Below are 24,826 nucleotides of genomic sequence, written 5' to 3' on the forward strand. Positions count from 1 at the left end.
TTATAAATCATGCGCCACGGATGACATTGCGATCGTTTTGTTTAATTTTACGACGAACAAACAAATTATTTAGAAAAGGCGTTGACTCATTTTCAACTCTCCCTATAATGCGACTCCACACAGCGGGGGTGATTAGCTCAGCTGGGAGAGCACCTCCCTTACAAGGAGGGGGTCGGCGGTTCGAACCCGTCATCACCCACCAACTACTTTACGTAGTCTCCGCCGTGTAGCAAGAAATTGAGAAGTGGGTGATTAGCTCAGCTGGGAGAGCACCTCCCTTACAAGGAGGGGGTCGGCGGTTCGATCCCGTCATCACCCACCACTTTCTCGCCAGCTGGATTTCTTGCCGTAAAATGAAGTACCGAAGTGGGTGATTAGCTCAGCTGGGAGAGCACCTCCCTTACAAGGAGGGGGTCGGCGGTTCGATCCCGTCATCACCCACCACTTCGGGTCGTTAGCTCAGTTGGTAGAGCAGTTGACTTTTAATCAATTGGTCGCAGGTTCGAATCCTGCACGACCCACCAATGCAAAAAAGCGCCCTAAAGGCGCTTTTTTGCTATCTGCGATATATAAGATTCGAACCTGCCGCAGGTTCGAGTCGACAAAATTGTTGGGAACAATTTTGCACAACGCGTAGCGTTGCCCGAAGGGCGAGTCTCAGGATGAGACGAGTAGCGAAGAGAGACAACGGAGCCGCCTGCGGCGACGGCCCGGAGGGCGAGCGAAACGAGTCATCCTGCACGACCCGCCAATGTAAAAATGGCGCTGGCGGCGCTTTTTTGCTATCTGCGCTTACAAAGCCGGCACAGGCCTTCATCTTGCTATCCGCCACTGACCATCAATTCACCAGCGCCGCAATCAGCTTCTCCAGCGCGGGCGTCGCCTGCTGTTGGTCATAGACGATATACAAATCTGCGGGTATGCGTTCTTCCAGCGGACGAAACACCACCCCCGGCCACGTCATTTGCGCATAGCTATCAGCGATGAGCGTAATACCTATCCCCATACTGACCATCGCCAGAACCGTTTGCGGCTCCATCACTTCACGGATAATCATCGGTGAGAATCCGGCGCTCTGGCACACGCGCTGCAAAAACGTCCAGTCGGTATGTATTGAAGGCATGGTGACAAAATATTCGTTACGCAACGCCGCAAGCGGGGTCGCCTTACGCGCGGCAAGCGGATGCTCTTCCGGCATGGCCACCAGAAAAGAGGATTCGTGCAAGCGCAGGCTGGTAAATCCAGGAGAAGGCGCTGTCGCCATCCGCCAGACGCCGGCGTCCAGCTCGCGTCGTTCCAGCATCGCCATCTGCATGGCGGGCATGTTCTCGCGGAAAAGCACCTCTACGTTAGGGTTCTCTTTCAAAAAACGCCGCATCACCGGACGCATTTTTCCCCACATAGCCGTACCTATCACGCCAAGCTCTACCCGTCCCGCCTCACCCCGCCCAATCTGTTCCACGCGCGCCAGCGCCTGATTCGCGCTAGAAAGCAGACGACGCGACTCCTCCATCAGGATTTTTCCTGCGTGGGTCAACGCCACGCTGCGGGAGTGGCGAACAAACAGCAGCGTGCCAAGCTGCTGCTCCAGGTCTTTAATGTGAATGCTGAGCGGAGGTTGCGACATGTTCAGACGGGCCGCCGCACGACCAAAATGCAGCTCTTCTGCAACAGCCAGAAAATAGCGCAATAACTTCAGATCGATACGATGCGTGCGTTCCATGGGTCATGCGCTCCTGAGGCATAGAGATAATGCGCAAAGTTACCACACTGCATCAGAAAAAATGAAACGGCGGAACATGTGCCCGCCGCGGAAGAGGATTAATGCGTCAGCGCTTTTTTCATTAACTTCTCAGGTTCATGTTTATATTTGAAGAACGCGGCAAAAGTAACCGCCAGCAGCAATGAATAGGCCGCGAACACCAGCCAGATGGTCTGCCACTCTTTTACGCCATCAACAGAGAAGTAATCCACGGCCATGCCGCTGAGAACCGAACCTACCCATGCGCCAACACCGTTCACCATGGTCATAAACAACCCCTGCGCGCTGGCGCGAATATGCGCCCCCGCCTCTTGCTCTACGAACACCGACCCTGAAATATTAAAGAAGTCGAATGCGCAGCCGTAAACGATCATCGACATCAGCAGCAGAACAAAACCGAACGGAGAGGGATCGCCAAAGGCAAAAAAGCCAAAGCGCAGCGTCCACGCCAGCATACTCATCAGCATGACCGTTTTAATGCCAAAGCGTTTCAGAAAGAACGGAATGGTGAGAATAAAGGCGACTTCCGCCATCTGCGAAACCGAAAGTAAAACAGAGGGATAGCGTACGACAAAGCTGTCGGCAAACGCCGGGTTGCGGGCGAAATCATGCAGAAAGGGGTTACCGAAGACGTTGGTTATTTGCAGTACCGCCCCGAGCATCATCGCGAAGAAAAAGAAAATGGCCATCCGCGGATTTTTAAACAATACGAATGCATCCAGTCCCAGCCTCGCGGCCAATGTGGCGCCAGATTTCTTCTCGGTCACAGCAATTTTCGGTAGCGTAAGCGCATAAATCGCCAGTAATAACGACGCGGCAGAGGCGATATACAGCTGCGCGCTGCTCAGCTCCAGCCCCATCAGGCTCACCGTCCACATGGCGACAATAAAACCAAGGGTGCCAAATACGCGAACAGGAGGAAACGCGGTCGCCGGATCCTGGCCGGACTGCGCCAGACAGGAATAGGAGATGCTATTAGACAACGAGATAGTCGGCATATAGGCCATCGCGTTAATCAGCATTACCCAGAACATCATCTCCGGATCGGTGACGGTCGTTGCATAAAGAAGCACTCCCGCGCAGACCAGGTGGCAGAGCATATAGGCCCGTTCTGCACGTAGCCATTTATCGGCAACGATCCCCATAATGGCGGGCATGATAATGGCTGCCAGCCCTTTGGAGCTATAGACAATGCCGACATTTGCCCCGGTGAAATGCAGTGTGTTTATCATGTAAGAACCCAGGGTGACCAGCCAGCTACCCCAGATAAAATATTGCAAAAACGACATGAGTTTTAAGCGAGAGGCGATACCCATTTTTCCGTTCCTTGCCATTAAAGTAAGACCCCGCAAGCGGGGTCAATATTTATTATTTTTTCAGGCCAGTTTGCGTAAGAAGCCGCAGATCAGGTTAATAAAGTTCTGCCGGGAGAGTTCGGCCGCCGCCAGGGTTTGCGCGTGAGATAGTTTCACATCGCCGAGGCCCTCAGCCAGATTGGTAATGGCTGAGACGGCCACCACTTTCAGCTCGCAATGGCGGGCAGCGATGACTTCCGGTACGACGGACATCCCCACCACATCGCCGCCGATAATCTGCATCATGCGAATCTCAGCCGCCGTTTCAAAATTCGGCCCGGGATAAGAGACAAATACGCCTTCAGTCAGCGGAAACCCCTCCTCCTCAGCTACGCGCTGCAGAACGGCGCGGTAATCCGCGTCATAGGCGTTGGCCAGGGAGAAGAAGCGTTCGCCGAAGCGCTCATCATTCAGGCCCACCATTGGCGTACCCGGCATCGTGTTAATATGATCGCTGAGCGCCACCAGACTTCCCGGTCCCACTTCCGGACGTAAAGAACCGGCCGCGTTAGTACAAAACAGCAGTTCACACCCCAGCAGCTTTAGCGTCCGGATGGCATCAGTCATCACCGTCATGCCCCGACCTTCATAGAAGTGCCCACGCCCTTTCATGCAGGCAACGGGTACGCCGGCCAGATTTCCAAGCACCAGTTCGCCGGCATGGCCGTGCACGGTACTCACCGGAAAGCCGGGCAGCTTTTCGTAAGATATCGCCACCGCATCTTCAATTTGTTCCGCCAGCGCCCCGAGACCCGACCCCAGGATAAAGGCCACCCGCGGCGTAAAATCCGGCTTATATCCGCGAATAATATCGGCGCTATACCAGGGATTCTGTGAGAAAAGCGTGTCGCTCATAAGCTGTCCTTAAAAACTGAAAGATCGATAAAGTGATTGGCTACCATGCTGTTATAACGATGCTACGCAATCGATTACCAATACAGTTTTCCCGGACGTTTGATATTAAAAAGCTATTGATTTCATTTCTGATACAAGGGGTCGTTTTCGCGTAATGCGGTCAGCTGGCCAGCCTGCTGCCGCACCACCTCCCACAGCGCCTCTGCGGCTGTCGATAGCGAGCGGTTTTTACGCCGCGCCAGCATCAGCTGGCGTTCCACCACCGGGGTGAGCCGCTTCACCTGCAGATGACTTCCCTGAGGGAGCGGCAGCGCTAACGCAGGTAGGATGCTGATGCCTATCCCCGACTCAACCATTGGAAATAGCGTGGCCGGATGACCGATTTCCTGCACGATATTTGCGGTAACGGCGAATCCCGCGAGCGCGGCGTCAATCAGCGGCCGGCTGCCAGAAGCATAATCCTGCAAAACCAGCCGCTGGTCATGCAGCGCATGCCAGCTCACCGCATCCCTTTTAGCGAAAGGGTGATCGCAACGGCAAAGCAGCAGGAAAGGTTCAGCGAGAACCGCCTCACACTGCAAATCGGTCGCGGCGCCAGGGTCGATAACAATGCCAAAATCAACTTCTCCCTGACGGATGCTCTCCAGCACCCACTGCTGGGGGCGATCGTGCAGAACGAAATCTATCTCCGGATAGCGACGGTTGCTGTAGGCGATGCACTGCGGGATCAGATGGGCGGAAATGGTCTGGCTGGCCGCCACCCGCACGGTTCCCATAAGCTGCTGCCCGACGCGCCCGGCCTCACGCAACGTGCCGTTTAACTCATCCAGCAGGCGCTCAAGCCGGGCCGCCAGCTGCTGTCCGGCTTCCGTGAGCACCACTTCGCGCGTCGTTCGGTCAAGCAGGCGTACGCCGGTCTGATGTTCCAGCTCTTTCACGCTGTGGCTTACCGCTGACTGACTCAGGCCAATACTCTCCCCTGCCCGGCTAAAGCTTTTGACGCGAGCAACGGTCACAAAAACCTTCAACTGACGTAGCGAATAATTCATCTCTTTTTTTCATGAATAGATGCAATAAATCGATTTTATTTCTCAAACTAAAGAAAGCACAATAGCGACATCGATTTTCAGGAGCGTTTATGAAATTTTTCCGCATTCTTGATCCATTCACCCTGACGTTAGTCACCGTCGTCCTGCTGGCCTCCTTTTTTCCTGCGCGCGGCGGATTTGTCCCCTTCTTTGAACATTTAACCACCGCCGCCATCGCGCTGCTTTTCTTTATGCACGGCGCCAAGCTCTCCCGTGAGGCGATCGTTGCCGGGGGCAGCCACTGGCGTTTACATCTCTGGGTCATGTGCAGCACGTTTATCGTTTTTCCCGTGCTTGGCGTGCTGTTTGCCTGGTGGGCGCCCGTTAACGTCGATCCGGCGCTCTATACCGGGTTTATTTATCTCTGCATTCTTCCCGCCACCGTCCAGTCAGCCATTGCGTTTACCTCTCTGGCGGGCGGCAACGTGGCGGCTGCGGTATGCTCGGCTTCGGCCTCAAGCCTGCTGGGGATCTTCATTTCGCCGCTGCTGGTCGGCCTGTTGATGAACCTGCACGGTGCGGGGGGGAGTCTGGAGCAGGTTGGCAAAATCATGCTGCAGCTGCTGCTGCCGTTTGTGCTGGGACATCTCTCTCGTCCGTGGATTGGCAACTGGGTGGCAAAACATAAAAAGTGGATCTCGAAAACCGACCAGACCTCCATCCTGCTGGTGGTCTATTCGGCGTTCAGCGAGGCGGTTGTTAACGGTATCTGGCACAAAGTCGGCGTCGGTTCGCTGCTGTTTATCGTTATTGTCAGCATGGTGCTGCTGGCGATTGTGATTGCGATTAACGTCTTTGTGGCGCGCAGGTGCGGGTTTAATAAAGCGGATGAAATTACGATTGTCTTTTGCGGGTCGAAAAAGAGCCTGGCGAACGGCATTCCGATGGCCAACATTCTCTTCCCGACCTCTATCCTGGGGATAATGGTGCTGCCGCTGATGATCTTCCATCAGATTCAGCTTATGGTCTGTGCGGTGCTGGCGCGGCGCTATAAGCGCCAGGCCGAAGCGTTACAGGCGCAGGAGAAAAGCCGCGCCTCCGAAGCCTAACGCGGGCGCTTAAGGGGCTCGACCAGGCTGGTCAGCCCCTCCGTTTTAATCAATAGCGTTAATGCCATCAGCTCGCCAAGATGCCCGGCGGGAAATTGATCCTTCCGGGCAAACCACAGCAAATACTCTTCCGGCACATCGATTAAGCGCCGCCCTTTGTATTTACCAAACGGCATTTCCGTGTTGGCAATCTCAATAAGCTGATCTTTATCCACGCGACTCTCCGAGCAGACGCAGCATTTCGTCTTCATCGATCACCGCAATTCCCAGCTCCTGCGCTTTGGCAAGCTTAGAGCCCGCCGCCTCCCCGGCGATGACCAGGTCGGTCTTCTTCGACACGCTGCCCGCCACCTTCGCCCCCAGCGCAACCAGCCGGGCTTTCGCATCGTCACGGGAGAGCTGACTCAGGCTACCGGTCAGAACCACCGTTTTGCCGGCAAAGGGGCTATCAATCTCTTCCGCATTGACCACGACCGGCGCCGGCCAGCGGACGCCTTCTTTACGCAGCTGAGCAATCACTTCGCGGTTGCTCTCTTCGGCAAAGAAATTACGCACGTGCGTGGCAACCACAATCCCGACATCGGGCACTTTTTGCAGATCGTCAATTGAAGCCTGCTCCAGCGCCTCAATGGTGCCAAAGTGGGCCGCTAAACCGGCTGCCGTCGCCTCACCGACTTCGCGGATCCCCAGCGCATAAAGGAAACGGGCAAAGGTGGTCTCTTTGGACTTCTCCAGGGCATCCACCACGTTCTGCGCTGATTTGGGTCCCATGCGATCGAGCCCGGTGAGTTTACCCGGCGTCAGTTGGAAGAGATCGGCCGGCGTATGCACGTACTCTTTTTCAACCAGCTGATCGATGATTTTATCGCCCATACCGTCAACGTCCAGGGCGCGACGGGAGACAAAATGCTTGAGCGCTTCTTTACGCTGGGCGCCGCAGATCAGACCGCCGGTACAGCGAGTCACCACTTCGCCTTCCACGCGTTCAACGTCGGAATGACATACCGGACAATGGGTGGGGAACACGATCTCACGCGTCTCCTCCGGGCGTTCTGAGAGCACGACGTTCACGACCTGAGGGATAACATCGCCGGCGCGGCGAATGACCACCTTATCGCCGATACGCAGCCCCAGACGCTCGATTTCATCGGCATTATGCAGCGTCGCGTTGCTGACCAGGACCCCGGCGACGTGTACCGGCTCCAGACGCGCAACCGGCGTGATGGCGCCAGTGCGCCCGACCTGAAACTCAACGTCGCGCACGAAAGTCATCTGCTCCTGCGCCGGAAACTTAAACGCCACCGCCCAGCGCGGCGCGCGGGCTACGAAGCCAAGCTGTTCCTGCAGCGCCAGCGAATCGACCTTGATGACCACGCCGTCGATATCAAACCCCAGCTTCGGCCGATCCTCTTCAACCTGGCGATAGTAAGTAAGCACTTCCTCTGGCGTATGGCAGAGCTTTACACGCTCGCTGACCGGCAGCCCCCAGGACTTAAACTGCTGCAAGCGCGCCGAGTGGCTGGCAGGCAGCTCGCCGCCTTCCAGCACGCCCACGCCGTAGCAAAAGAAAGTGAGCGGACGCTTCGCGGTAATTCGCGGATCGAGCTGGCGTAAAGACCCCGCCGCCGCGTTACGCGGGTTAGCAAAGACTTTACCTCCGGTTCGCCGCGCCTCTTCATTAATTTTTTCAAACCCTGCCTGCGGCAGGAACACCTCTCCGCGCACCTCAAGCCGCTGCGGAATATTGTCACCGCGTAGCTTCAGGGGAATCGCGCGAATGGTACGCACGTTGGAGGTAATATCTTCACCGGTCGTTCCATCGCCGCGGGTCGCCGCCTGCACCAGTAGACCGTTTTCATACAGGATACTGACCGCCAGGCCATCCAGCTTGAGCTCGCAGCAGTAAGTCAGGTTATCGGTATTTTTCAGGCGATCCTGTACCCGTTTGTTGAACGCGAGGAAGCTCTCCTCATCAAAAACGTTGTCCAGCGACAGCATCGGGACTTCATGGCGAATATGGCTAAAAGAGGCTAACGGTGCGGCACCGACGCGCTGGGTGGGCGAGTCCGGGGTGATCAGCTCAGGGTGCTGAGCTTCCAGCTCGCGCAGTTTGCGCATTAACCGATCGTATTCCGCATCAGGGATTTCCGGCGTATCCATGACGTGGTAGAGATATTCATGATGGCGAAGCGTGGTTCGCAGTTCAGTCAGTTTTTGTTCGTTCGATTCCATATCACACCATCAATGATAAAAAACCCCCGACGGGCGGGGGTTCAGGATAAGTAGATGAAACGCAAGAAGATGAATCAGGCGTTAGCCTCTTTCACTTCACGAATTCGGTCTTGATATTCACGCAATTTTTGCGGCGTCATCATACGACGCTGGTCATCCAGCACTACGCCGCCGACTTCATCGGCAATGTACTGCGCGGACTGCAGCATCAGCTTAAAGTTTTGCAGTTCATCGCCAAAGGACGGAACCTGCATAAAGATAGTCACCCCGGGCGTCATCATATCCGCCATGCTGTCAGGATTGAAGGTGCCAGGCTTAACCATATTGGCCAGACTGAAGAGCACCTGACCGCTGCCGTCCGGGCTGAGGTGGCGATGGAAGATATTCATATCGCCAAATTTGAAGCCCGCCTGCTGGATGCTATTGATGAGTAGCTCGCCGTTGAGCTGCGAACCGTGATGCGCAGCGACGTTCATCACGATGACCGTCTCCTTACGCTCTTTAGGCTGCGGCGCGGCCTGCTGCGGCTCAGGGGCCTGAGGTTCCGGCGCTGGCTGCGGTTCTGGAGCGGCGGCAGGTTGTTGAACCGGCTGCTGCACATGCTGAACGGGCTGCTGCGCATGCTGAACGGGTTGCTGCACATGCGGAACGGGCTGCGGCTGTACCGGCTGCTGAGGCGGCACGGCGCGCTGCGGCTGCTGGACCGGGGCCTGGGCGTGAACGGGCTGATGTTGCGGCGGCTGCGGTGCACGGACAGGCTCTTCCGGGCGCACAGGTGGCTGTTGCGCCTGACGCTCATAAGGAGGCTGATACTGGTGCTGCGGCTGACGAGGTGCTTCATGCTCCCCATGAACGCCATTCGGCGCATGACTGGTCCGATGAACCCGGACTTCACCAACGCCTTCAACATCGTCATCAAAGTCGTCGCCTTCCGACGCTTCATCGTCGCGAGACTTCATACGTTTCAGAGGGCGATCGCGAAACATCGAGGAGCGTTCTTTACGGCTGGTCCAGAAACCGTGCACCAGTAAAGCGATTATGGCGATCGCGCCAACAATGATTAATATCAGACGCAAATCCTGCATCATTATATTCTCTGTTGTTCTAACACCTTGCCACCACGGCAAACATTTACTCACTAAGAGTATTTGCCGATTACATCAAGTGCAAGTGCGTCGGGGGCTTTCACTACATAAAGATGAACTAAATCGTGCTTTTTGCTGTTTTTTCGAACATTTCCTAACTGGTTATTGTCTGCTAACCCGATAAAATAGCCCGGCATTCAGCCTGGATGTCGAAAAAGGAGCATTACCTGACTATGGTTTCATCATCCGTAACGACCCCGCGCAGTGGCGTCTACTATTTTTCGCAGGGTTGGAAGCTGATCGGGCTGCCGGGGATCCGTCGATACGTATTCCTCCCTTTACTCGTCAACATTATTCTGATGGGCGGCGCATTCTGGTGGCTGTTCACGCGTCTGGACAGCTGGATCCCTTCGTTGATGAGCCATGTTCCTGAATGGCTGCAATGGCTTAACTATCTGCTGTGGCCCATGGTGGTCATTTCTATTCTGCTTGTCTTCGGCTACTTCTTCTCGACAATCGCCAACTGGATTGCCGCGCCCTTTAGCGGCCTGCTGGCCGAGCAGCTTGAAGCGCGCCTGACGGGCGCGACGCCGCCGGATGTCGGGGTTTTCGGCATCCTGAAAGATGTGCCGCGCATCATGAAGCGCGAGTGGCAGAAGTTCGCCTGGTACCTGCCGCGGGCCATCGTCCTTTTGCTTCTCTACTTTATCCCCGGTATCGGCCAGACCGTCGCCCCCGTGCTGTGGTTCCTGTTCAGCGCCTGGATGCTGGCGATTCAGTACTGCGATTACCCTTTTGATAACCATAAGGTGCCGTTTAAAATGATGCGTCAGGCGCTGCGCACGCGTAGAGTGACCAATATGCAGTTTGGCGCCCTGACCAGCCTGTTTACCATGATCCCGGTGCTAAACCTGGTCATCCTGCCCGTCGCGATTTGCGGCGCGACGGCGATGTGGGTCGATTGCTACCGTGACAAACACGCCATGTGGAAGTAGCGCTATCGCTTTCGGAGCGGCTTATGCCGCTCCTTATTACTTCTGGCTTGCCATTATTTCTCTTCTGAATATAGATATGCTAAATCCTTACTTCCGCATATTCTTTAAGCGGGTATGCTGAAGCCGTACTCCCAAATTTCATACAGTTAAGGACGGGCCATGAGTAAGATTTTTGAAGATAACTCCCTGACTATCGGCCATACGCCGCTGGTACGACTGAACCGCATCGGTAACGGACGCATCCTGGCAAAGGTAGAATCTCGTAACCCGAGCTTTAGCGTAAAATGCCGTATCGGTGCCAATATGATTTGGGATGCCGAAAAACGCGGCGTGCTGAAGCCCGGCGTTGAGCTGGTGGAACCGACCAGCGGTAATACCGGTATCGCGCTGGCGTACGTGGCTGCGGCGCGCGGTTATAAACTGACGCTGACGATGCCGGAGACCATGAGCATCGAACGCCGCAAGCTGCTGAAGGCCCTGGGCGCTAACCTGGTGCTGACCGAAGGCGCCAAGGGGATGAAAGGCGCCATCCAGAAAGCCGAAGAAATTGTCGCCAGCAACCCGGAAAAATTCCTCCTGCTCCAGCAGTTCAGCAACCCGGCCAACCCGGAAATTCATGAAAAAACCACCGGCCCGGAAATCTGGGAAGATACCGATGGTCAAATCGACGTCTTCATCTCCGGCGTCGGTACTGGCGGTACGCTGACTGGCGTGAGCCGCTATATCAAAGGCACCAAAGGTAAAAAAGATCTGATTACCGTTGCCGTTGAACCTACCGACTCCCCGGTTATCGCCCAGGCGCTGGCAGGCGAAGAGCTGAAGCCAGGCCCGCACAAAATCCAGGGTATTGGCGCAGGCTTTATCCCAGGCAACCTGGATTTGAAGCTGGTGGATAAAGTAGTGGCTATTACCAATGAAGAAGCCATTTCCACCGCCCGTCGCCTGATGGAAGAGGAAGGCATTCTGGCCGGCATCTCTTCCGGCGCTGCCGTTGCCGCTGCGCTGAAGCTGCAGGAGGATGAAGCCTTTACCAACAAGAATATTGTGGTTATCCTACCCTCTTCAGGTGAGCGCTATTTAAGCACCGCATTGTTTGCCGATCTCTTCACCGAGAAAGAACTGCAACAGTAATGCCAGCTTGTTAATATCGTGTAAAAAAGCACCTTTTCAGGTGCTTTTTTGTGGCGTACATCAAACTTTTACCCCTCCTGGCATTGATTCACTTCGTTGGGTCTGGTATTTAACCAGCACATTTATTTCGATGCGCGAAATTATTCCGATTTGGATTTCCATAAGCTGAATCGATTTTATGATTTGGTTCAAGTCTTCCTTTAGCGGCATAATGTTTAATGACGTGGTAGACGTTAACGGCCTGAAGGTTTCCACAGCAATTTTCCGCTGATGGTGCCGGAGCCGGATACGTGATGCCGGCGCTAACGATACAGGCTAAAGTTTGGCCGTTAGGCTAAACTTTAGGTCCACAACACTAAACCTATAAGTTGGGGAAATATAATGTTCCAGCAAGAAGTTACTATTACCGCTCCGAACGGTCTGCACACCCGCCCTGCTGCTCAGTTTGTTAAAGAAGCAAAAGGCTTCACTTCTGAGATCACTGTAACCTCCAACGGCAAAAGCGCCAGCGCCAAAAGCCTGTTCAAACTGCAGACTCTGGGCCTGACCCAGGGTACCGTTGTCACTCTCTCTGCCGAAGGCGAAGACGAGCAAAAAGCGGTTGAGCATCTGGTAAAACTGATGGCTGAACTCGAGTAAGTTCACGGGTTCTTTTTAATATCAGTCACAAGTAAGGTAGGGTTATGATTTCAGGCATTTTAGCATCCCCGGGTATCGCTTTCGGCAAGGCACTTCTGCTGAAAGAAGATGAAATTGTCATCGACCGGAAGAAAATTTCTGCCGATAAGGTTGATCAGGAAGTTGAACGTTTTCTGAATGGCCGCACCAAGGCCTCCGCCCAGCTGGAGGTCATCAAAACCAAAGCTGGTGAAACCTTCGGTGAAGAAAAAGAAGCCATCTTCGAAGGGCACATCATGCTGCTGGAAGATGAGGAGCTTGAGCAGGAAATCATAGCCCTGATTAAAGATAAGCATATGACTGCCGATGCGGCAGCCAATGAAGTTATCGAAGGTCAGGCTACTGCCCTGGAAGAACTGGATGACGAATACCTGAAAGAGCGTGCCGCTGACGTACGCGACATCGGTAAGCGCCTGCTGCGCAACATCCTCGGTCTGGCCATCATCGATCTGAGCGCGATTCAGGATGAAGTTATCCTGGTAGCCGCTGACCTCACCCCGTCTGAAACCGCACAGCTGAACCTGAACAAGGTGCTGGGTTTCATCACCGACGCGGGCGGTCGTACTTCCCATACCTCTATCATGGCGCGTTCCCTTGAACTGCCGGCCATCGTGGGCACCGGTAGCGTAACTAGCCAGGTGAAAAACGGCGATTATCTGGTTCTCGACGCGGTGAATAATCAGGTTCTGGTTAACCCGAGCGATCAACAAATCGAAGAACTGCGCAACCTGCAGGCTCAGGTCGCTGAAGAGAAAGCGGAACTGGCTAAGCTGAAAGACCTGCCGGCCATTACGCTGGACGGCCATCAGGTTGAAGTCTGCGCCAACATCGGTACCGTACGCGACGTTGAAGGTGCCGAACGTAACGGCGCGGAAGGCGTTGGTTTGTATCGTACAGAATTCCTGTTCATGGACCGCGACTCGCTGCCGACTGAAGAAGAACAGTTCGCAGCATACAAAGCCGTTGCCGAAGCGTGCGGCTCGCAGGCGGTTATCGTTCGCACCATGGACATCGGCGGCGACAAAGAGCTGCCGTACATGAACTTCCCGAAAGAAGAGAACCCGTTCCTCGGCTGGCGCGCAGTGCGCATCGCCATGGATCGCAAAGAGATTCTGCGCGACCAGGTTCGTGCCATCCTGCGCGCTTCCGCTTTCGGTAAACTGCGCATCATGTTCCCGATGATCATCTCTGTTGAAGAAGTGCGTGCACTGAAGAAAGAGATCGAAATCTACAAACAGGAACTTAAGCTCGAAGGTAAAGCTTTTGATGAGGCAATTGAGATTGGCGTGATGGTGGAAACCCCAGCCGCTGCGACAATTGCGCGTCACTTAGCCAAAGAAGTTGATTTCTTTAGTATCGGTACCAATGATTTAACGCAGTATACTCTGGCAGTTGACCGTGGTAATGATATGATTTCACATCTTTACCAGCCAATGTCCCCGTCCGTGCTGACGCTGATTAAGCAAGTTATTGATGCTTCTCATGCTGAAGGCAAATGGACTGGCATGTGCGGTGAGCTTGCGGGCGATGAACGTGCTACACTTCTGTTGCTGGGTATGGGTCTGGACGAGTTCTCTATGAGCGCCATTTCCATCCCGCGCATCAAGAAGATTATCCGTAACACGAACTTCGAAGATGCGAAAGTATTAGCAGAGCAGGCTCTTGCTCAACCGACAACGGACGAGTTAATGACGCTGGTTAACAAGTTCATTGAAGAAAAAACAATCTGCTAATTCACGAGATGCGCGGCCCAAATTACTGCTTAGGAGAAGATCATGGGTTTGTTCGATAAATTGAAATCTCTGGTTTCTGATGATAAAAAAGACACCGGAACTATTGAGATTGTTGCCCCGCTCTCTGGCGAGATCGTCAACATTGAAGACGTGCCGGATGTAGTTTTTGCGGAAAAAATTGTGGGTGATGGCATTGCTATCAAACCTACTGGCAACAAAATGGTTGCGCCGGTAGATGGTACCATCGGTAAAATTTTTGAAACCAACCATGCTTTTTCAATCGAATCTGATAGCGGCATTGAACTGTTCGTTCACTTCGGTATTGATACCGTTGAGCTGAAAGGCGAAGGCTTCAAACGTATCGCCGAAGAAGGCCAGCGTGTGAAAGTCGGCGACCCGGTTATCGAATTCGATCTGCCGCTGCTGGAAGAGAAAGCCAAGTCTACCCTGACTCCGGTTGTTATCTCCAACATGGACGAGATCAAAGAGCTGATCAAACTGTCCGGTAGCGTAACCGTGGGTGAAACACCGGTTATCCGCATCAAGAAGTAATTCTTGCCGCAGAAGAATGGCGCCTCTCGGGCGCCATTTTTTTATCTCGCCGCTTTAAACGGCCGATAGCACTTCTCCCGCGAAAGTATTTTCATCCCTTCCGGGCCGCTTTCCAGAATCCGCTTCTCGCTGTCAGAAACCTGTAAATCACACTGATATCCTCCAACGGCGCCAAATAAAGATCCCACTTCGCAGACATCCTCAAGGGCTTCGCTGCCGGTGGTCTCAAAATGGCCGACGACTCTTCCCTGCTGACGCACCACTAAACGATAGCTCTTCATTCTCCCTCCCTACGCGGCGGAAGAATGAGCTCATCGCAGCCCTGTTCATTGGTCCAGGTCATAACCGCCAGCACCCGCTGCGCGGCAGCGTGGGCGGCCTCGCCCAGCGGCATTCCGCGCACCAGGCCGCTCGCCAGCTCGGCGCAAAAAAGGTCGCCCGTTCCCTTCAGATCGGTTTCAACGCGCGGATGTTCAACCACCTCGACCGACTGCGCGCTAACCACCAGCACGTTGATCGTGGCGCTATTTTCTCCCGGCGCGCTGGTGATAACGACCCATTTCAGTGAATCAGAGAGCAGACTACGGGCGGCAATAATCGCCTCCTGCTGATTATGGCAAGGCAGACCGCTTAGCGTTTCCAGCTCAAACAGATTGGGCGTGATCCCCTGCGCCAGCGGGAGCAAATGCGTACGATAGGCTTCAGGGATCTCGGCCTTGACGTAGATGCCGCTATCCACATCGCCAATGACGGGATCAACGAGAATACACAGTTCAGGATGCTGCTCGCGAATGCGCAGCAGCCATTGCGCCAGACGCTTAATCTGCACGGCGCTGCCCATATAGCCGGTCGTTACCGCCCGTAGCTCGCGCAGGGCGTCACGCTCCTCCAGCGCCTTTAAATAGCCGGCAAACCACTCTTCCGGGATAACGCCGCCATAGTAAGTATCATAGTGCGGCGTATTGCTGAACAGCACCGTCGGCACCGCGATGACCCGCAGGCCGTGCTGCTTTATCGCCGGTATCGCAATACTGTTGCCTACGCTGCCGTAGACCACCTGCGACTGCACGGCCACAATATCGACCTGAAGCGCCCGACTTTTATCGTTGAAGAGCACCGATTGTATTTCATCTTGCTGGCCCATCCTTTCTCCCCCCGCTGGACAGCGGGTCATACTCTGATTATCATTCGTCCTATGCTAAAATTCATTTTGTCATAGGTCAATAATGATCGTTGGAAAAACTGCCAGTGAGATCTTCGATAGCATCCGCCATCTGGTACAAAGCGGCGCACTCAAGCCTGGCGATGTTTTACCGCCGGTCCGCGAGCTGGCGGGCAAGCTGTCGGTTAACCGCAATACCGTCGCTGCCGCCTATAAGCGACTGGTGACCTCTGGCCTGGCTATCAGCCAGGGGCGTAATGGTACCGCCATTAAAACGCATAATACCCTGCCCGCCCTTGAAGGTGGCGATCCCTCTTCGCCGCTGAAGGATATCTCCAGCGGCAATCCCGACCCCGCTCGCCTGGCAAACCTCAAGCACTATCTCGGCGCAATTGCGCCAGCGCCTCGCCTGTACGGCGATGCGGCGGTTGAACCACGGCTGGCCGCGTGGGCCAGCAGCTGGGTTAACAACGATGTGAACCTGGATGCCGATATTAACCTTGCCAGCGGCGCTGTCGATGCGCTTGAGCGCCTGCTGTGCGCCCTGCTGCTGCCCGGCGATAGCGTGGCCATCGAAGACCCCTGCTTTCTCAGCAGCATCAATATGCTGCGCTACGCCGGTTTTAGCCCTTCGCCGGTACCGGTCGACGGGGAAGGCATGCAGCCTGAGGCCCTTGAAGAGGCGCTGCGCAACGGCGCCCGGGCGGTCATTATTACCCCGCGCGCGCACAATCCGACCGGCTGTAGCCTCAGCGAATCCCGCGCCCGGGCAATACGCGAAATACTGGCCCGCTATCCGCAGGTTCTGGTGATTGTAGACGACCATTTCGCGCTGCTCTCCGCCACGCCCTGGTACTCCCCTATCGCCGCGGAAAGTCAGCGTTGGGCGCTGGTACGCTCCCTGTCAAAAACCCTGGGACCAGATATGCGTCTGGCCATCGTCGCCAGCGACGCTGACACGTCGGCGGCGCTGCGACTGAGGCTTAATTCCGGTAGCCAGTGGGTCAGCCATCTGTTGCAGGATCTGGTCATCGCCTGCCTTAACGACAACACCTTTATGGCCTCTCTGGCGGAAACCCGGCGCCACTATCGTCAGCAGCATGAAAAGCTGATTGCCGCCCTCGCCAGCCGCGGAATCACCCACCTGACGCCGGGAGACGGCCTTAATTTTTGGTTCCCGCTGGAAGAGCCGAGCCAGCCGGTAGCGCTCCGTCTGGCGCACGCCGGCTGGCTGGTTCGCGAAGGCGAAACGTTCGGCATTCGCGCCCCTTCGCACGGGCTGAGGCTATCGCTTGCGACGCTCAGCGACAATGAAATGAATAAGCTCGCCAATGACTTATACCAGATATTACAACAACAGTGACGGGAGTTAACGCTATGCAGATCCACTTTATCGTCCATGAAGTCTTTGAAGCGCCGGGAGCTTACCTGCACTGGGCGCAGGCGCGCGGCTACGGTATCAGCTGGTCGCGGGTATACGCGGGGGACAGGCTACCGGAAAACGCCAACGCTTTTGATATGCTGGTTGTGCTCGGCGGTCCGCAGTCGCCGCGCACGACATTATCTGAGTGCCCCTGGTTTGATAGCCACGCCGAGCAGCGTTTGATTGCGCAGGCCATTGCCGCAGGACGGATCGTGGTAGGGATATGCCTCGGCTCGCAGCTTATCGGTGAAGCGCTGGGCGCGCCGGTCATGCAAAGTCCGGAAAAAGAGGTGGGTCACTATCCCATCACGCTCACCACCGCGGGCCTGCAGGATGACAAACTGGCCCATTTTGGCCCCTCGCTGGTCGTCGGCCACTGGCATAACGATATGCCCGGCCTGACCCCGGAGGCAGAAGTGATGGCCTCCAGCGAAGGCTGCCCGCGACAAATTGTGAAATACAGCGACCGGGTTTATGGCTTCCAGTGCCACATGGAGTTTGATGCTGAGGTCATTGAGCTGCTGATCGCCCATTCGCAGCAGGAGCTTAGCGCCGCCAGAGGCAGGCGTTTCATTCGTAGTGAACAGGAGATGCGTGCCTGGGATTATCGCGAAATGAATGAGAAGCTGTGGGCGTTTCTTGATAAGCTGACGGCAAAGTAAGCAAAAGGCTTTTATTAAAGCCCGACAATTCGAGGATCGCCAGAAATGCACAATCCCAACCCACAGCTTAAAGCCGCCATCGAAGCCTGCGATCGCGCTATCTCCCAGGAGGATTACGCGACACTGATGGAGTATTACGCTGATGACGCCGCGCTGGTCGTCAAGCCAGGCATGGTGGTGCGGGGCAAAGAAAATATCCGCAACGCGTTTATCGCCATTGCCGACTATTTCCAGCACCGGCTGGTGGTGACGCAGGGAAAAATGGAGATTATCGAAGGCGGCGGCAATGCGCTGGTGATTATGGAGACCCGGCTGGATATCCCGACGGCGGAAGCCGGGATAACACAGGTCACGCGGCGCGCAACCTATGTCTTTCGTCAGCAGGGCGAACGCTGGCTCTGCACCGTGGATAACTCCTACGGTACGGACCTGCTCGACGTGCCCGAGGTTTAAATTCCCGCGCCCTGGGTAAAGTGCTCTTCGCCAAATACGCCGGTAGAAAGGTAGCGATCGCCGCGATCGCAAACGATCGCTACCACTACCGCGCCAGGATTTTCACCCGCCACGCGTAGCGCGCCCGCCACCGCGCCGCCGGAACTGACGCCGCAGAAAATCCCCTCCTTCACCGCCAGCATCCGCATGGTGTTTTCGGCATCCTGTTGATGGATATCGAGCACCGCGTCCACCAGCTGCGCGTTAAAAATGCCCGGCATATATTCGGCAGGCCAGCGGCGAATTCCGGGAATACTGCTCCCCTCTTCCGGCTGCAGCCCCACGATGCTCACCGCTTTATCCTGCTCGCGCAGAAAACGCGATACGCCGGTAATGGTGCCGGTGGTGCCCATGCTGGAGACAAAATGGGTGATCCGCCCGTCGGTCTGCTGCCAGATTTCCGGCCCGGTAGTGGTGTAGTGCGCGTACGGGTTGTCCGGGTTGTTGAACTGATCGAGCAGCTTGCCTTCGCCGCGCTGCGCCATGGCTAACGCTAAGTCACGCGCGCCTTCCATTCCCTGCTCTTTGGTGACCAGAATCAGCTCCGCACCGTAGGCGCGCATGGCGGCACGGCGCTCCTGGCTCATGTTGTCCGGCATCAGCAGCTTCATCTGATAGCCTTTAAGCGCGGCGATCATCGCCAGCGCAATGCCGGTGTTGCCGCTGGTCGCTTCAATCAGCACATCTCCGGGTTTAATCTCTCCGCGCTTTTCGGCCTCGACAATCATCGACAGGGCCGCCCTGTCTTTCACCGACCCCGCCGGATTGTTGCCTTCAAGTTTGACCCAGATTTCGCTGCCGTTGTCCGGCCCCATGCGCTGCAGTTTGACCAGAGGCGTGTTGCCGATTGTTTGTTCTAATGTATTCACGGTTTTGCCCAATAAAAAGCCCGGTAAGCATTACGCCACCGGGCGAAAAACATACGCGATAACCTATCAGGCTGACTCCGCCAGAGCAATATCCTCGCGCGTCTCAATGCGTTCCTTCCCGTGATAAATACGGGCATGCTGCAGACCGACAAACAGGCGCTCTCCCCGGTGCGGCGGGACGTCGTCGCGCATGACCACGGTCAGCGGCTCGGTATACCAGCCCAGCGGTTGTACCACCAATTGCGTGTAGTGACCTTTAGGGCTAGCTTCCAGCACCTGCACAGGCAGCGGTGAATCGAGGCTGGTTCGGCGGCTGACGTCCACTTCCCACGGACGCAGGAACAGATCGACCGGCCCCTGATGCGCGGAGGTATAGCCCAGCGGCCAGCGGTGCGCGCCCACGTGGAACTGTCCGCCGCGAATGGTGCCCTGCAGACGGTTCACCTCGCCCATAAATTCCAGAACGAAACGGGTCGCCGGTTCGCGCCAGAGCTGCTCCGGCTCGTCAACCTGTTCAATGTTACCCTGGCTCATCACCACCACGCGGTCGGCAACTTCCATCGCCTCTTCCTGATCGTGGGTGACGAAGACGCTGGTGAACTTCAGCTCCTCATGCAGCTGACGCAGCCAGCGACGCAGCTCTTTACGCACCTGGGCGTCCAGCGCGCCGAAGGGTTCATCCAGCAGCAGAATTTGCGGTTCAACCGCCAGCGCACGCGCCAGCGCCACGCGCTGCTTCTGCCCGCCGGAGAGCTGCGCCGGAAAGCGATCCGCCAGATGCGCAAGCTGTACCATCTCCAGCAGTTTGGTCACTTTCGCTTTGATGGCCGCCGCATTCGGGCGCTCGCGGCGCGGCAGCACGGTCAGGCCAAACGCAATATTGTCGAATACGTTCATATGGCGGAACAGCGCGTAATGCTGGAATACAAAGCCCACCTTACGATCCCGGGCATGCAGACGGCTCACGTCGGTGCCGTGAAAGCGGATGTGCCCGCTGGTCTGATGCTCAAGCCCGGCGATAATACGCAGCAGCGTGGTTTTACCGGAGCCAGACGGCCCGAGCAGCGCCACCATTTGTCCGGAAGGGATATCCAGCGAGATATCATTCAGCACCTGGGTGCGACCAAAAGACTTCTTAATATTGGCAATCTCAATGCTCATGATTTCCCTCCTGATGCTGACGTTTTTCCTGATTTTCTAAACGCCACTGCACCACACTCTTCAAAAACAGGGTCAAAATAGCCATCAGCGTCAGCAACGCGGCGGCAGTAAAGGAGCCGACAGTATTGTAGTCCTGCTCCAGCAGCTCAATCTGTAGCGGCAGCGACAGGGTTTCACCGCGAATAGAGCCGGAGACGACGGAAACGGCGCCAAACTCGCCAATCGCGCGGGCGTTGGTCAGCACCACGCCGTAAAGCAGCGCCCAGCGGATATTCGGCAGCGTGACGCGGCGGAACATCTGCCAGCCTGATGCGCCCAGCAGCACCGCCGCTTCGTCTTCGTTGCTCCCCTGGCTTAACATCACCGGCACCAGCTCGCGCACCACAAACGGGCAGGTCACAAAGACCGTCACCAGCACCATGCCCGGCCAGGCGAACATGATCTGCAGGTTGTGCTCATCCAGCCAGCCGCCCAGCGGCCCGTTGGAGCCATAAAAGAGCAGATAAACCAGGCCCGCTACCACCGGCGACACGGCAAAAGGAATATCCAGCAGGGTCAGCAGCAGCTGACGTCCCGGGAAGTTAAAGCGCGTCACCAGCCACGCCAGCAGCGTGCCGAACACCAGGTTCACCGGCACGGTGATCAATGCAATCAGCACGGTCAGCCAGATGGCGTGCAGCATATCCGGGTTCGCCAGGTTTTCCAGCGCCGGCATCAGCCCCTTGCTGAAGGCCTGAACGAAGATATACACCGTCGGCACGACGAGAATAAATGCGGAAACCAGCACGCCCGCACCGATCAGAAACCATTTACCCCAGTTGATGCGGGGCGCATCGTATCGCTTCAATTGCGTAACTTCCGCCATCAGTGACCTACCACACGTCGACCAAAGCGACTTTGCAGAGTGTTAATCGAGTACAGCAGCAGCAGCGAGGCCGCGAGGATCACCGAAGCAATCGCGCTCGCCGCCGGGTAATCAAACTCCTGCAAACGGATAAAAATCATCAGCGAGGTCACTTCCGTTTTCCACGCAATGTTGCCGGCGATAAAAATCACCGCGCCGAACTCACCGAGGCTGCGGGTAAAGGACAGCGCAACGCCCGCCATCAGCGCCGGGGAGAGCTCCGGCAGCACCACCTTGCGAAAGCTCTGCCAGCGCGTGGCGCCCAGGGTTTCCGCCGCTTCTTCATATTCCGGGCCCAACTCTTCCAGCACCGGCTGCACGGTACGCACCACAAACGGGATGCTGGTAAAGGCCATGGCCACCGCGATACCGAGCCAGGTATAGGTGACTTTAATATCAAATTTCGCCAGCCACTCGCCGTACAGCCCGTTCACGGAGAAGAGCGAGGCGAGGGTTAAGCCGGCAACGGCCGTCGGCAGCGCAAACGGCAAATCCATCAGCGCATCAAGCAGCGTGCGGCCCGGGAAGCGGTAGCGGGTTAAGATCCACGCCATCAGCAGGCCGAACACGCCGTTAAAAATGGAGGCGACAAACGCCGACAGCAGCGTCACTTTATAGGCCGCCACCACCTGCGGGTTGGTCACCACGTCCCAGTACTGCGCCCAGCTCATCTGGGCAAGCTGCATCACCAGCGCGCTGAGCGGCAACAACAGGATCAGGCAGACGAACAGCAGGCTGGTCCCGAGGCTTAAGGTAAAGCCCGGCAGCACGCGTTTAGTCGATACTGCAAACATTACTTACGCCCCGCCGCCAGCAGTTTGTCCAGCTCACCGCCGCTGGCAAAATGGGTTTTCATCACATCAGGCCAGGAGCCAAATTTATCTTCCACGCGGAACAGTTCAGTCTGCGGGAATTTATCTTTCAGTTTGTTCATCACGTCCGGGTTATTCACGCGGTAGTAGTAATCGGTAATGATGGTCTGCGCCTGCGGGCTGTACAGGTAGTTGAGATAGGCTTTTGCCGCTTTCTCGGTACCGTTGGCCTGGACGTTTTTATCCACCCACGCCACCGGGAACTCGGCCAGGATGTTGGTCTTCGGGATAACCACCTCAAAGCCCTGCGCTTCATACTGTTTGCGGATGTTATTCACTTCCGATTCGAAGCTGATCAGCACATCGCCCAGACCGCGCTCGGCGAAGGTCGTGGTAGCCCCGCGACCGCCGGTATCAAACACTTCGACGTTTTTCAGGAACTGGGTCATGAACTGCTCGGTTTTCGCTTTATCGCCGCCGTCAGCCTTGTCCGCCGCGCCCCACGCCGCTAAATAAGTGTAACGCGCGTTGCCGGAGGTTTTTGGGTTCGGGAAAATCAGCTTCACGTCGGAACGCACTAAGTCATTCCAGTCGTGGATATTCTTCGGGTTGCCTTTACGCACCAGGAAGCCCATGGTGGAGTAAAACGGCGAGCTGTTATTCGGCAGACGGCTTTGCCAGTCGGCGGGGATCAGCTTGCCTTTGTCGTGCAGAATCTGGACATCGGTCACCTGATTGTAGGTCACCACGTCGGCCTTCAGCCCTTGCAGGATCGCCAGCGCCTGTTTTGATGAGCCGGCATGAGATTGTTTAATCGTCAGCTTATCGCCGCCGTTATCTTTCGCCCACTGCTGTTCGAACTGCGGGTTAAGGGCGGCAAACAGCTCGCGGGAAACATCGTAGGAACTGTTCAGCAATTCCGTCGCCTGCGCCTGCGCGACCAGCAGCACAGAAGCAGCCAGCGCCAGATATCCTTTTTTTAGTGATTTAACGGCCATTGCGCACCCTTATCAATATGATGATTTTCTGCTGATCATCATATTTATAACGGCTATGAAAGGAGTAACGGTTTTATATACCGTTTGGCGATTTGGAAGTCGAAAAGAGAATAAGGGAATGGCAAAGCTTATCTGAATCACGCATGCAGAACCGGAAAACGTTCGACGCCTGCCGGCCGCGCCGAACGGTTCCCTCTCCCCGCAGGAGAGGGTCAGGAGGAGATCTTACAGCGCCAGCAGTCTATCCAGCGAAGGCGCGAAGTAGTATCCGCCGGTCACCGGTTTGGTAAAACGCAGCATCGCGTCGCGCTTACCGTCGGTATCGCCGAACATGCTCAGCAGCTGCTGTTCAATATTGTGCAGACGCGCGCAGTAGGCGCAAAAGTAGAGGCCGTGGGTCCCGCTGGCGGTACCGTACGGCAGGCTCTGACGCACAATCTTCAGCCCTTTACCTTCTTCTTTCAGATCCACGCGGCTCAGGTGAGAGGTATCCGGACGATCGTCGCCGTCAATCTCTTCGTTGGCTTCTTTGGTACGGCCGATCATCATCTCCTGATCGGGAACGCTCATGCGATTAAGCTGCTTGAGGTTGTGCTCCCAGCGCTGCACAAATACGTAGCTGCCGCCCGCATCGACGCCATCCTGAATCACCGCCACTTCACGTCGGGTCTCTTCCCCCGCCGGGTTTTCAGTACCGTCGACAAAGCCGCTCAGATCGCGCTCTTCAATCCAGCGAAAGCCGTGAATCTCTTCTTTGACATCAATCGCTGCGCCAAAAGCGGACAGGGCCGCCTGAGCGACAGAAAAATTCAGCTCATGCTGCGCTGACAGAATGTGGATTAGCACATCATACTGGGTGGCCGGGGCCAGACCTTTGCCGTAGGACGGGAAGTCTTTTAGCTCTTCAGCCCCGACGCCACCGCTTAGCTGACGCCAGACGTTATGGCCAAAAGCGACCACCGCCCCCAGCTTCGCTTCCGGGTATTTCACCTGAAAGGTAGCTAACTTATCGGCAAACACCTTGCTGGCTTCGCGCAGGGCGTCAACATCGCCTTTGACATTTGCTTCAATCCAAATCGCCGCACGGCAATGTTCCGGCAAAATGCCGCTCTGAACCTGAGACATCGCTCCTCCTGAAATAGTACAACCACAACGCTGTGGCTTTTTAAGGCGCTATTGTACCCGCTTTTTCAGGACCTCGAATCACTTCAGATCAAATTAGCGACGCCAGATAATCTTGCTCACCTTCCAGTTTTTCAGCGTGTCGTCGGAGGGCATTAGCTCTTCAGGGCCGCTCCAGTTGCCGGTGAAGGCATAGCTGATATGCTGGCTACCCTCGGCCTTGCACTCCACCACGGCACCGTTATCGTTGCTGCCTTTCTGGCAGTTGCCAAACGCTTTGCTGTAGATATCGCTGAACGGGGTACCGATTTTCACGCCGCTGGCGGCTTTGATATTGCTATCGCGCACGTCGATGCGGCTAATAGTCCCGCTCTCGCCGTTGATGGTCAGCGCGACCTTGTCATCTTTTAACGCTTCGAAATAGCGCACAATATTGCCGTTAGCCGTTTTCATGCCGCTGCGCAGGCGGTAGCTGCTGCCGAGCGCGTCGCCGATCGCCTGCTCGCTCAGCGCCGTTGACGCTGTCAGGTTGCCTACGCCCTGTTCGCTCACCTCCATAGAGGAACCAAACCAGTTCCACGGATAAGCCGCCGACCAGTTCACCGAGCTCATCGTTGAGCAGCCGGTTAAAGCCAGCGGTAGTGCGCAGAGAAGTAAACGTAGCGATTTCATGACTGAGTGTCCTTTCTGATGTATTCAACGCAAG

General features: G+C 55.9%; 25 protein-coding genes and 4 tRNA genes. 13 read left to right on the top strand and 16 right to left on the bottom strand.

Annotation, left to right across the window (positions count from 1 at the left end):
• Positions 1–126: 126 nt before the first annotated feature.
• The 4 genes from F8562_RS07225 to F8562_RS07240 all read left to right on the top strand — a co-directional run bounded on the left by F8562_RS07225 (position 127) and on the right by F8562_RS07240 (position 524).
• Positions 127–202 (top strand) — tRNA-Val (locus F8562_RS07225).
• A gap of 44 nt (positions 203–246) precedes the next feature.
• Positions 247–322, top strand: a tRNA-Val gene (locus F8562_RS07230).
• 46 nt (positions 323–368) lie between these two features.
• Positions 369–444 (top strand) — tRNA-Val (locus F8562_RS07235).
• A gap of 4 nt (positions 445–448) precedes the next feature.
• A tRNA-Lys gene (locus tag F8562_RS07240) sits at positions 449–524 on the top strand.
• Positions 525–838: 314 nt separating this feature from the next.
• Here the strand turns inward: F8562_RS07240 and F8562_RS07245 are convergent.
• The 4 genes from F8562_RS07245 to F8562_RS07260 all read right to left on the bottom strand — a co-directional run bounded on the left by F8562_RS07245 (position 839) and on the right by F8562_RS07260 (position 5,021).
• Positions 839–1,723 (bottom strand): LysR family transcriptional regulator, encoded by an 885-nt coding sequence (locus F8562_RS07245; RefSeq protein WP_014839156.1) that lies wholly within the window; start codon positions 1,721–1,723, stop codon positions 839–841.
• A 98-nt stretch (positions 1,724–1,821) separates the two neighbouring features.
• Positions 1,822–3,078 (bottom strand): nucleoside permease, encoded by a 1,257-nt coding sequence (locus tag F8562_RS07250; protein ID WP_014839157.1) that lies wholly within the window; start codon positions 3,076–3,078, stop codon positions 1,822–1,824.
• Positions 3,079–3,138: 60 nt separating this feature from the next.
• On the bottom strand, positions 3,139–3,972 hold the full coding sequence (gene xapA, locus F8562_RS07255; RefSeq protein WP_014230309.1) for a xanthosine phosphorylase: 834 nt from the start codon (positions 3,970–3,972) through the stop codon (positions 3,139–3,141).
• A 122-nt stretch (positions 3,973–4,094) separates the two neighbouring features.
• Positions 4,095–5,021 carry a LysR family transcriptional regulator gene (locus tag F8562_RS07260; RefSeq protein ID WP_014230310.1) on the bottom strand — a complete coding sequence of 309 codons (927 nt, stop codon included), beginning with the start codon at positions 5,019–5,021 and terminating at the stop codon, positions 4,095–4,097.
• An 89-nt stretch (positions 5,022–5,110) separates the two neighbouring features.
• Here F8562_RS07260 and F8562_RS07265 point away from each other — a divergent pair, with 89 nt between their 5' ends.
• Positions 5,111–6,109: a bile acid:sodium symporter family protein gene (locus F8562_RS07265; RefSeq protein WP_004852990.1), complete on the top strand. Its 999-nt coding sequence runs from the start codon at positions 5,111–5,113 to the stop codon at positions 6,107–6,109.
• On the opposite strand, the gene F8562_RS07270 is transcribed toward F8562_RS07265, so the two are convergent.
• The 3 genes from F8562_RS07270 to zipA form a co-directional block, all read right to left on the bottom strand.
• Positions 6,106–6,324 (bottom strand): DUF3820 family protein, encoded by a 219-nt coding sequence (locus tag F8562_RS07270; RefSeq protein WP_004123346.1) that lies wholly within the window; start codon positions 6,322–6,324, stop codon positions 6,106–6,108. The two genes, F8562_RS07265 and F8562_RS07270, sit on opposite strands and share 4 nt — an antisense overlap.
• Complete coding sequence (ligA, locus tag F8562_RS07275) at positions 6,317–8,341, bottom strand: NAD-dependent DNA ligase LigA (RefSeq protein ID WP_014839158.1); 2,025 nt, start codon at positions 8,339–8,341, stop codon at positions 6,317–6,319. The genes F8562_RS07270 and ligA overlap by 8 nt, the downstream gene beginning before the upstream one ends.
• Before the next feature lie 74 nt (positions 8,342–8,415).
• Positions 8,416–9,429, bottom strand: coding sequence for a cell division protein ZipA (zipA, locus tag F8562_RS07280; RefSeq protein WP_014230313.1), 1,014 nt, complete (start codon positions 9,427–9,429; stop codon positions 8,416–8,418).
• A gap of 230 nt (positions 9,430–9,659) precedes the next feature.
• Between zipA and cysZ the strand changes: the two genes are divergently transcribed.
• From cysZ to crr, 5 genes are all read left to right on the top strand, one after another.
• Positions 9,660–10,421, top strand: coding sequence for a sulfate transporter CysZ (gene cysZ, locus F8562_RS07285; RefSeq protein WP_014839159.1), 762 nt, complete (start codon positions 9,660–9,662; stop codon positions 10,419–10,421).
• A gap of 159 nt (positions 10,422–10,580) precedes the next feature.
• Complete coding sequence (gene cysK / locus F8562_RS07290) at positions 10,581–11,552, top strand: cysteine synthase A (RefSeq protein ID WP_004852997.1); 972 nt, start codon at positions 10,581–10,583, stop codon at positions 11,550–11,552.
• A gap of 381 nt (positions 11,553–11,933) precedes the next feature.
• Positions 11,934–12,191, top strand: coding sequence for a phosphocarrier protein Hpr (gene ptsH, locus F8562_RS07295; RefSeq protein ID WP_002913505.1), 258 nt, complete (start codon positions 11,934–11,936; stop codon positions 12,189–12,191).
• 44 nt (positions 12,192–12,235) lie between these two features.
• A complete protein-coding gene (gene ptsI / locus F8562_RS07300; protein ID WP_032693091.1) occupies positions 12,236–13,963 on the top strand; it encodes a phosphoenolpyruvate-protein phosphotransferase PtsI in 1,728 nt (575 codons plus the stop codon).
• Positions 13,964–14,005: 42 nt separating this feature from the next.
• The gene (gene crr / locus F8562_RS07305) at positions 14,006–14,515 is read left to right on the top strand and encodes a PTS glucose transporter subunit IIA (protein ID WP_000522253.1); all 510 of its coding nucleotides are present in this window, start codon (positions 14,006–14,008) and stop codon (positions 14,513–14,515) included.
• A 41-nt stretch (positions 14,516–14,556) separates the two neighbouring features.
• Here the strand turns inward: crr and F8562_RS07310 are convergent, their stop codons facing one another.
• A complete protein-coding gene (locus F8562_RS07310) occupies positions 14,557–14,796 on the bottom strand; it encodes a hypothetical protein (protein ID WP_004104337.1) in 240 nt (79 codons plus the stop codon).
• Positions 14,793–15,659, bottom strand: coding sequence for a pyridoxine/pyridoxal/pyridoxamine kinase (gene pdxK / locus F8562_RS07315; RefSeq protein ID WP_014839163.1), 867 nt, complete (start codon positions 15,657–15,659; stop codon positions 14,793–14,795). The genes F8562_RS07310 and pdxK overlap by 4 nt, the downstream gene beginning before the upstream one ends.
• Positions 15,660–15,741: 82 nt before the next feature.
• Between pdxK and ptsJ the strand changes: the two genes are divergently transcribed.
• The 3 genes from ptsJ to F8562_RS07330 are packed head-to-tail and all read left to right on the top strand — an operon-like array spanning position 15,742 to position 18,215.
• Positions 15,742–17,040 carry a transcriptional regulator PtsJ gene (ptsJ, locus tag F8562_RS07320; protein ID WP_089046383.1) on the top strand — a complete coding sequence of 433 codons (1,299 nt, stop codon included), beginning with the start codon at positions 15,742–15,744 and terminating at the stop codon, positions 17,038–17,040.
• 14 nt (positions 17,041–17,054) lie between these two features.
• Positions 17,055–17,762 (top strand): GMP synthase, encoded by a 708-nt coding sequence (locus F8562_RS07325; protein WP_009654866.1) that lies wholly within the window; start codon positions 17,055–17,057, stop codon positions 17,760–17,762.
• Positions 17,763–17,807: 45 nt separating this feature from the next.
• Entirely contained in the window at positions 17,808–18,215 is a 408-nt protein-coding gene (locus F8562_RS07330; protein ID WP_014839165.1) for a YybH family protein, read from the top strand.
• Here the strand turns inward: F8562_RS07330 and cysM are convergent.
• The 7 genes from cysM to F8562_RS07365 all read right to left on the bottom strand — a co-directional run bounded on the left by cysM (position 18,212) and on the right by F8562_RS07365 (position 24,792).
• On the bottom strand, positions 18,212–19,123 hold the full coding sequence (gene cysM / locus F8562_RS07335) for a cysteine synthase CysM (protein WP_014230319.1): 912 nt from the start codon (positions 19,121–19,123) through the stop codon (positions 18,212–18,214). The genes F8562_RS07330 and cysM overlap by 4 nt on opposite strands.
• A gap of 66 nt (positions 19,124–19,189) precedes the next feature.
• Positions 19,190–20,284 (bottom strand): sulfate/thiosulfate ABC transporter ATP-binding protein CysA, encoded by a 1,095-nt coding sequence (gene cysA, locus F8562_RS07340; protein WP_014230320.1) that lies wholly within the window; start codon positions 20,282–20,284, stop codon positions 19,190–19,192.
• Positions 20,274–21,149, bottom strand: a complete 876-nt coding sequence (cysW, locus tag F8562_RS07345) for a sulfate/thiosulfate ABC transporter permease CysW (protein ID WP_014230321.1) — start codon at positions 21,147–21,149, stop codon at positions 20,274–20,276. The genes cysA and cysW overlap by 11 nt, the downstream gene beginning before the upstream one ends.
• On the bottom strand, positions 21,149–21,982 hold the full coding sequence (cysT, locus tag F8562_RS07350) for a sulfate/thiosulfate ABC transporter permease CysT (protein WP_004123378.1): 834 nt from the start codon (positions 21,980–21,982) through the stop codon (positions 21,149–21,151). The genes cysW and cysT overlap by 1 nt, the downstream gene beginning before the upstream one ends.
• Complete coding sequence (gene cysP, locus F8562_RS07355; RefSeq protein WP_014230322.1) at positions 21,982–22,998, bottom strand: thiosulfate/sulfate ABC transporter substrate-binding protein CysP; 1,017 nt, start codon at positions 22,996–22,998, stop codon at positions 21,982–21,984. The genes cysT and cysP overlap by 1 nt, the downstream gene beginning before the upstream one ends.
• A 225-nt stretch (positions 22,999–23,223) precedes the next feature.
• Positions 23,224–24,123: a Dyp-type peroxidase gene (locus F8562_RS07360; protein ID WP_014839168.1), complete on the bottom strand. Its 900-nt coding sequence runs from the start codon at positions 24,121–24,123 to the stop codon at positions 23,224–23,226.
• Positions 24,124–24,216: 93 nt separating this feature from the next.
• Positions 24,217–24,792, bottom strand: a complete 576-nt coding sequence (locus F8562_RS07365) for an RpoE-regulated lipoprotein (RefSeq protein ID WP_014839169.1) — start codon at positions 24,790–24,792, stop codon at positions 24,217–24,219.
• Positions 24,793–24,826: the final 34 nt, after the last annotated feature.

The sequence above is a fragment of the Klebsiella sp. RCJ4 genome (assembly GCF_009025755.1).
Lineage (GTDB): Bacteria > Pseudomonadota > Gammaproteobacteria > Enterobacterales > Enterobacteriaceae > Klebsiella > Klebsiella michiganensis.